This window comes from Ruminococcus flavefaciens MA2007, from assembly GCF_000621845.1.
Classification (GTDB): Bacteria; Bacillota; Clostridia; order Oscillospirales; family Ruminococcaceae; genus Ruminococcus; species Ruminococcus flavefaciens_E.
The window spans coordinates 288,121-295,593 of sequence record NZ_JHXF01000006.1; the positions used below are offsets into that span (position 1 = coordinate 288,121).

The 7,473-nt window shown below is 41.7% G+C and carries 6 protein-coding genes and 1 rRNA gene; 6 read left to right on the plus strand and 1 reads right to left on the minus strand.

What is annotated here, in order from left to right; translation table 11 throughout:
- Positions 1–28 precede the first annotated feature (28 nt).
- Positions 29–901 (minus strand): prepilin peptidase, encoded by an 873-nt coding sequence (locus T497_RS0103205; RefSeq protein WP_051530494.1) that lies wholly within the window; start codon positions 899–901, stop codon positions 29–31.
- A gap of 138 nt (positions 902–1,039) precedes the next feature.
- Here T497_RS0103205 and T497_RS0103210 point away from each other — a divergent pair, with 138 nt between their 5' ends.
- From T497_RS0103210 to T497_RS0103240, 6 genes are all read left to right on the plus strand, one after another.
- On the plus strand, positions 1,040–2,722 hold the full coding sequence (locus T497_RS0103210) for a GspE/PulE family protein (RefSeq protein ID WP_028514369.1): 1,683 nt from the start codon (positions 1,040–1,042) through the stop codon (positions 2,720–2,722).
- 24 nt (positions 2,723–2,746) lie between these two features.
- Positions 2,747–3,847: a type IV pilus twitching motility protein PilT gene (locus T497_RS0103215; RefSeq protein WP_028514370.1), complete on the plus strand. Its 1,101-nt coding sequence runs from the start codon at positions 2,747–2,749 to the stop codon at positions 3,845–3,847.
- 523 nt (positions 3,848–4,370) lie between these two features.
- Positions 4,371–4,862, plus strand: coding sequence for a type II secretion system protein (locus T497_RS15650; protein WP_431602422.1), 492 nt, complete (start codon positions 4,371–4,373; stop codon positions 4,860–4,862).
- A gap of 72 nt (positions 4,863–4,934) precedes the next feature.
- On the plus strand, positions 4,935–6,092 hold the full coding sequence (locus tag T497_RS0103225; protein WP_028514371.1) for a S41 family peptidase: 1,158 nt from the start codon (positions 4,935–4,937) through the stop codon (positions 6,090–6,092).
- 111 nt (positions 6,093–6,203) lie between these two features.
- Positions 6,204–6,818: a type II secretion system protein gene (locus T497_RS15655; RefSeq protein ID WP_037324308.1), complete on the plus strand. Its 615-nt coding sequence runs from the start codon at positions 6,204–6,206 to the stop codon at positions 6,816–6,818.
- Positions 6,819–7,293: 475 nt separating this feature from the next.
- Positions 7,294–7,473: ribosomal RNA gene (locus T497_RS0103240) — 16S ribosomal RNA — on the plus strand; the annotation flags it as partial.

A 7,473-nucleotide genomic window follows, 5' to 3' on the forward strand; every position in this document is an offset into this window, starting at 1 on the left:
TGCTGCCTGTACTTATTTTTCACTGTTTTTATTCGGTAGCCAGGAGGTTCAAGTACCACTGAGCTATCTGATTGCCCCACAGTGAGCCAACGGCGATTCCAATTGCAAGGAACGGACCGAAGGCAAACTTTGAATCCTTTGTAACTGCCTTGACGAGTAATCCTCCGAAAGCGGCAGTAATGATACCAACAAATGTTGAAGCGATAACAGCCCGTGTTCCGAGGAAGGCACCTGCTGCGAACATTAAATATGTATCGCCAAGCTCGATAGCCCTGAAATCCTCACCGAATTTCTTTCTGATGATTGGACGGCTTGCTTCACCGATTATAAAGAACGGAACGCTGATAACAAACATTCCGATAACTCGGCTCTTCAGTGTAACGTCTCCGTACTCGCGTGAGTAGAAGAAAGCAAGCGGGAAAGCAAGAAGAAGTATTATGGCTATCATGCCGATGAATATTTCCTTTGTGTCCCAGTCGATGAAAGCGATGACAATAAGAAAAGTCATCAGAACGCAGGTTATTATGGACTTAACATTGATATCCAGAACAAAAAACGTCAGAACATAGAGAAGTCCGTTTAAAGATTCTACTATTGGATATCGCGGTGAGATCTTAGCACCGCAGTTGTGACATTTTCCTCTCAGCATTATCCAGCTGAAAACAGGTATCAGGTCGATAGGTCTGATCTTGGCGCCGCAGGTCATGCAGTGAGAAGCTTTTTCCTTATCCTCTTTGCTGCGTTTTAATCCGATGACCGATTCCCCTTTGGGAAGTCTCAGGATAACAACGTTGAGGAAGCTTCCAATGCAGATGCCGAACAGGAAAATAATGACGTAAAACATGATCTTGAATGGCAGCTCGGTAAATTCATCGTGGAGCATATTTTCAAATCCGAACATGATTTTACCCCTCCTTCATAAATATTAATGTACATAATATTATTATAACATAATTTATGGAAAATTCAAGTAAAATTTTAGAATACTAACTGTATGACGGATACAGTATGGTATTCAGAAAATAAGCGGAGGTTTTTTATGAGAAACGAGAGAATTGGTGACTACTTAGTCAATCAAGGGCTGATCACAAGCGAACAGCTTCAGCAGGTTCTTGACGCTCAGAGAGCGTCAAACGGCGCAAAGAAGTTCGGCGACGTAGTTGTTGAACTCGGCTTTATGTCTGAAGTCAATTTCGCAAAAGCACTGGCAGGAAACCTGAGAGTTCAGTATGTTGACCTTGACAATATCGAGATCAATACTGATGCTGTTCAGATGGTTCCCGAGGCTCTGGCAAGAAAGCATACCGTAATTGCTATCAATGTACAAGGTAAGCGTCTTACAGTTGCAACGAATGATCCTGTAAACTTCATCGTACTTGAGGACATCAAGGTTTCCACAGGTATGGACACCGTTCCTGTTCTTGCAACAACATCTGCTATCAATAAGGCGATCGGTAAGTGCTACTCAATGCAGAACGTTGACAGTGTGCTTGAAGGCGTTTCGGCTATGGGCGGCGACCTTGGTGAGATGACTGAGGCAGATATCGAGTCTAAGGACAGAGTTGAGAGCGCTCCTATCGTTAAGCTCGCAACTACTATCGTTGAGAACTCCTACAGAGCAGACGCAACCGATATCCATATCGAGCCATTCGATAAGTATACAAGAATCCGTATCCGTGTAAACGGCGACCTCGTTGAACTCATGAATATCTCAAGTGCAGTTCACAGCGCACTTACTACACGTTTCAAGCTCATCAGCGGCATGAACATCGCTGAGAAGAGAATCCCTCAGGACGGCCGTTTCACACAGGTCGTTGACGGAACTACTCTTGACGTCCGTGTATCCTCACTTCCTATGGTTCACGGCGAAAAGATCGTTATCCGAATCCTTTCAACAGGTCAGATCGCTCTTCGTAAGATCACCGATCTGGGTATGTCTGATTATAACTATCAGCTGTTCGAGTCAATGCTCCGTGTTCCTCACGGCGTTATCCTCGTTACAGGACCTACCGGTTCAGGTAAAACAACAACTCTTTATGCGGCTCTCGGTGAGATCGCTAAGCCAAACGTAAACGTCGTAACTGTTGAGGACCCTGTCGAAAAGGCTATCGACGGTATCAACCAGTGTCAGGTTAACGTAAAGGCTGGTATGACTTTCGCAGCAGCTCTTCGTTCTATCCTCCGTCAGGACCCTGACGTAGTAATGATCGGTGAGATGCGTGATACTGAGACTGCCGATATCGGTATCCGTGCCGCTATCACAGGACACCTTGTTCTGTCAACCCTCCATACCAACGACGCTGCTTCAACAGTTGTACGTCTTGTTGATATGGGCGTAGCTCCTTACATGGTTGCTACTTCGATCATCGGCGTTATCGCACAGCGACTCCTTAAAGTTCTGTGCCCATCATGCAAAAAGCCAAGAATGTCAACTCCCGAAGAGAACGAGCTCATGGGTATCGACCATTCTATCCAGATCTATGAGCCAGGCGGATGCCCGTCTTGTAACAATACAGGATACAGAGGAAGAACTGCTATCCACGAGATCATTCACTGTACTGCAAAGGTTTCTTCTATCATCGCAGCTAACGGCAGCAAGGAAGAGATCGAAAAGGCAGCTAAGGAAAACGGAACCAAGCTTCTCCGTGACAACGCTTCCGAGCTTGTACAGGCTGGCGAAACATCAATCGACGAGCTCGTAAGAACTACATTTACTGTATAATGGCTTGCAGGGAGGATTATTAATATGGCAATCGAAATTCATAGAATACTTGACGAGGTAAGACTCCTCGGCTGTTCTGACCTTCACTTCACAGACAGGATCGCTCCTGTTGTACGTCTTAACGGTACTCTCAGAACCATGCGTTCACAGTACCCTGAAATGGACGAGGAGGAAATACTCAACATCGTTCATCAGATGACAAATGACGCTCAGCAGACAAGCATCAACAATCACAAGGATACCGACTTCTCGTTCACAACAAGAAGCGGCTACCGTCACCGTGTAAACGTATACTTCCAGAAGGGTAAGCCTGCTATCGCTATCCGTCTTCTGAGAAACGATATCCCAACTCTTGAGGACCTCGGACTTCCTCCGATTCTTGCTGACTTCGCAATGCGTCCCCGTGGACTCGTTCTCGTAACAGGTCCTACCGGTTCAGGTAAGTCAACAACACTGGCTGCAATGATCGACTTCGTTAACCTTAACAGAAGCGCTCACGTTATCACAGTTGAGGATCCTATCGAGTACGTTCACGATCACAAGAGATGTATGGTAAACCAGAGAGAGATCGGCGACGACGTTCCGTCATTCGCTCTTGCTCTGAGAGCTGCTCTCCGTGAGGACCCAGACGTTATCCTCGTAGGAGAAATGCGTGACTTCGAGACTATCCAGGCTGCTGTAACCGCTGCCGAAACAGGACATCTCGTTATGTCAACACTTCATACAACATCTGCCGCTGATACTATCAACCGTATCATCGACGTTTACCCTGAGCACCAGCAGCAGCAGATCAGAACTCAGCTTGCTAACAACCTGGTTGCTGTTATCTCTCAGACACTTATTCCTAAGAAGGACGGTTCAGGCCGTATCGCTTGTATGGAGATCCTTAACGTTACAGACGCTATCTCGGCTATGATCCGTGATAACAAGATACACCTTGTTCAGTCTGCTATCCAGACAGGTAAGCAGCAGGGCATGATGTCTCTGGATATGGAACTTGCAAGACTCGTTTCCAAGAACGTTATCGGCGAGGTAGACGCTCTCGAGAAGTGTCTCGACAAGCAGGAGTTCTATCGTTTCCTTGCACAGCTCGGCGGCGCTCCAAGAGGCGGAGTACAGGGTTAATAATATTTCCACAAAAAAATACTATATGTATCAAAAATGCCGTCGGTCAGAAAAAGTCCGACGGTATTTTTTTGTGAACGGAACATTTCTAAAATGCCAAGAAATTATTTTTGAAAACACAAATTCGGAAATTTTTCAAAAAAGCCGTTAAAAAAAGTCCAAAAACAGTTCCAAAATGCTTAAAAAATCACTTTACGCAGAGTATAAACAAGTGTGAATATAACAAATACTAAATTAAAGATTTAATTTATTCACAGAATCTTGTGCACTTCGACGAAAACACTAAAAAAAATTCGCCGATTCACCGTTCCAATGTAAAAATCGCCCTCAGATATGGATTTTTTCTTCTGAAAGTGTTGACATTATGTGAATAAGGTGGTATACTATAATCACAGGGAAGGGAAAGGGAGAAAAAATCCCCGGACCTAAAAAATCGAGTGAAAGCAAAGACTTTCACAAAAATTATTTAAAGGAGGGTTTTCTTATGTAAACTACAAAGAAAGGTTTTACACTTATTGAGCTCATCGTTGTTATCGCTATCATCGGTGTTCTCGCAGCAATCCTCGTTCCAGCAATGCTCGGTTACGTAAGAAAGTCAAAGGTTTCTGGTGCTAACTCAGCTGCTAACACAATCCAGAAGGCTATCAACACAGCTCTTACTGAACTTGATGAAGAGGGCGAAGATATTGGCGTTTACAAGTCTGTTTCAGGTAAGGCAACTTTGACATTATCAACAACAAGCACAGGTACTGATGATGTTAATACAAGGTTCAACAGAAAGATCAAGAACTACATGGATAAGCTTGGTCAGTATGAGGTATTTGGTATCATCGAGGGTGGTGTATGCCAGGCTGTTGCTTGCTACAAGGATAGCACATACACAGGTACATCTCCAGCAGGTGTTGTAAATCCTGAGAATTATTCTGAATATGCAGGTTCTGCCAAGTATAAGACAGCTGCAGCTGCTGCTTATAAGCTTGCTACAGGTAAGGAAATTACTATATCTGGAACTTGATTAGTTTTGAATTTTTAAAAGGTTTAAAAGCTCCTTCCATTATGGGAGGAGCTTTTTTCTTAGGAGTAGATAATGAAGCTTGATTATTCAAAAATAATAAATGGGTTTTTTCTTTCTTGTGCGGCAGCAGGCATAGCCTATCTGGGATTTATAAAATATTACGAAAAAGAGCTTAAATTCTGCGAGGATTATTCTCAGCTTATTAATGTTAATAAAGATGTAGAGAAAACTTATTATAAGGACATTGATAAAGTTAATCTTGAGTACGACATGATAGACGGCTTGATAAACGGTCTCGACGACAGATTTTCATGTTATGATTCAATGAAAAAAGTGAATGAAGCCTGTGTAAATGTAGCAGATATGTTGAAAACAAATGGCTTTCAGGTCGGTCAAGATGAAAAAACAAAAAGAATGGTCATTACCGAGGTGACTCCTGATTCAATAGCGGAAAAACAGGGAATGTCTGCCGGAGATTATATAATAGCTATTGATGATACAGTTATATATGAAAATGGATATCACAATAGTATTGAACTTCTTCTCGGAAATAAAGATACTGCTTTAAAACTTATTTGCAGTCACGAGGGTAAAAATTATGAGGTAATTATTAAAAGAGGCGTTAAAGCAGATTATGAAACTGAACATTTAGCCAATAAGATGTATGATAATGGTATTTATTATTATCATTTGTCCGGATTTGAACTTTCGTCTGCTGCTTCTTTTGAGCTTGAGATCGACGAATTTCGCAATGACATTAAAGGTTTGATAATCGACTTGCGTGATAATGGAGGCGGCGTTACAGAGGAAGTGGTAAAACTCTTTGACCTTTTTTACGGTGCAGGCTGCAGCGTTAAAACAGTTTATGAAAAAAGCGGCAAAGTGGAAATATATGAGACTTCTGACGGAGTGAAATATGATTTTCCTGTTGTTCTGCTTGTTTCAGAAAAATCACTCAGTTCATCTGAAATTTTAGCTGCATTCGTTCAAGATACAGGCAGAGGTACTGTTGTAGGAACTGTAACGGGTGGAAAGGGAGTATTTCAGCGAGCTACAGAGCTTGAAGATTGTTCAACATATTATATAGTCGCAGGTTACTATTATGTCAACGATCTGCCCAATTATGACGGAGTGGGGATAACTCCTGATATTATTGTCGAAATGGATCCCGAACTGATAGGAACTGACGATGATATCCAGTTAAAGAAGGCGATTGAGCTTCTTAGCTAATTGCACAATAAAGGGAAGAAAAAATTGTAACAGAAAGATTTTTTTATTATTGACAAAATATGAACTTTTTGCTATAATAGAATTGGAAAATTGTTTGGGAGGTGCTTTTCAATGAAGAGCAGGAGAAAGGGCTTTACACTTATTGAGCTTATTATTGTAATTGCAATATTTGGTATCCTTATGGCAATTGTTATTCCTTCGTGGGGATATTTTATTAGAAGAAGCAGGGAGAGAACTGCTAACGGTAAAGCAAAGGTAGTTTTTAATGCTGCACAGACTGAGTTTACAAGAATCGCACAGAGAGAGCGTCAGGCATTAGATGCTGTTGCACGCGGAAACTCTGATGAAGGAGTAGAGGCACAGTCCAGAATATATGTTGGAACAGGCAGCTTCTATTTTTACTGGGATGGTTCTAATGGATTTCAGGTGACAAGTGCAGGAGACCATAATTCTATTACACAGAATGCAAATGAAAATACTCATATTGCAAATGCTATAAATAATATTTGCGGTACAGAGGGCGTTTATAAGATATTTGTAAACAATTATAATGTTCAGTCAGTTGTTTACAGTGAACGCGCTAATGGAAGCTATAAGGGAACATATCCAAGAACTATGGGCTCTGAGCAGATATCCAACGAAAGTGCGGTTCGTGATCATGAGGTAAGTGCGATAAATATGAATGTCGTTGCACTTAATCCTCCGGCAGCACCTGTTGGTACTTGATCGCAAGAAAAAATAATATTGAACGTGAGCAGCTGCTTCGGCAGCTGCTTTTTTGTTTTATACGATTTTAAAATGAAAAGTATGAGTTTTCAACATATTAACAAGGTGAAAGTTGAAAAGTTTATGCTTGACAATTTCTTACAAAAGAGTTATAATATATTTACTGTCCGACAAGGAGAGACAAGCGAAAGAAAAATTTCTGAAAGAAATTTGAAAAAAGGCTTGACAAACCTGAGAGATAGTGATATAATATTAAAGCTGTCCCGCGAAGGAGACTGAGCGGAGAGAGCAAACAGCATCTTGAAAATTGAACAATGCGAAAGAAAAGTAACGACCCTTGAGATTCCTTTGCTGAGTTTAAGAACTTAGTAAAGAAAGTCAAGAAAAGACTAAAAAACACTTTTAAAAACGAGTAATAACGCAAGCGTTATGAACTGGATCAGATATCTAAATCGAGAGATTTAAATATACAACTTTAATAAAGAGTTTGATCCTGGCTCAGGACGAACGCTGGCGGCACGCTTAACACATGCAAGTCGAACGGAGATATTTTGAGTTTACTTAGGATATCTTAGTGGCGGACGGGTGAGTAACACGTGAGCAACCTGCCTTGGAGAGAGGGATAGCTTCTGGAAACGGATGGTAATACCTCATA

What these genes read in the sequence shown, in the direction of transcription:
- T497_RS0103205 (WP_051530494.1), bottom strand. Translation starts at nt 901, where the DNA reads ATGTTCGGATTTGAAAATATGCTCCACGATGAATTTACCGAGCTGCCA.
- T497_RS0103210 (WP_028514369.1), top strand. Translation starts at nt 1,040, where the DNA reads ATGAGAAACGAGAGAATTGGTGACTACTTAGTCAATCAAGGGCTGATC.
- T497_RS0103215 (WP_028514370.1), top strand. Translation starts at nt 2,747, where the DNA reads ATGGCAATCGAAATTCATAGAATACTTGACGAGGTAAGACTCCTCGGC.
- T497_RS0103225 (WP_028514371.1), top strand. Translation starts at nt 4,935, where the DNA reads ATGAAGCTTGATTATTCAAAAATAATAAATGGGTTTTTTCTTTCTTGT.
- T497_RS15655 (WP_037324308.1), top strand. Translation starts at nt 6,204, where the DNA reads ATGAAGAGCAGGAGAAAGGGCTTTACACTTATTGAGCTTATTATTGTA.